This is a genomic window from Streptococcus sp. KR, assembly GCF_002238115.1.
Taxonomy (GTDB): Bacteria; Bacillota; Bacilli; order Lactobacillales; family Streptococcaceae; genus Streptococcus.
This window is the reverse complement of sequence record NZ_NGVM01000299.1, coordinates 1-243: the sequence shown is the minus strand read 5'-3', so window position 1 is coordinate 243 and position 243 is coordinate 1. Positions and strand designations below refer to the sequence as shown.

The 243-nt window shown below is 37.0% G+C and carries 1 pseudogene; it reads left to right on the top strand.

The features are described 5' to 3' along the window. Positions 1 to 243 (top strand): annotated as a pseudogene (locus tag CBI42_RS12955) (bifunctional metallophosphatase/5'-nucleotidase); the annotation flags it as partial.

The window sequence follows — 243 nt, the reverse complement described above, 5'->3', positions numbered from 1 at the left end:
ATACAGCCCTTATTATATTAAGAAAGTCACTGATCCTAAGACCAAGCAATCAGTTAAAGTTGGTTATATTGGTATTCTCAATACTAATTTACCAGGGATTGCCAAGAACTATACTTTACTGGATGAAGCAACAACCATTGCGAAATATGATAAGGTTTTACGTCATAAAGGTGTTAAAGCAATTGTTGTTCTCGGACATACAGGTGCCGTGACTCAGAATGGTAAGACAACTGGAGATGCAGT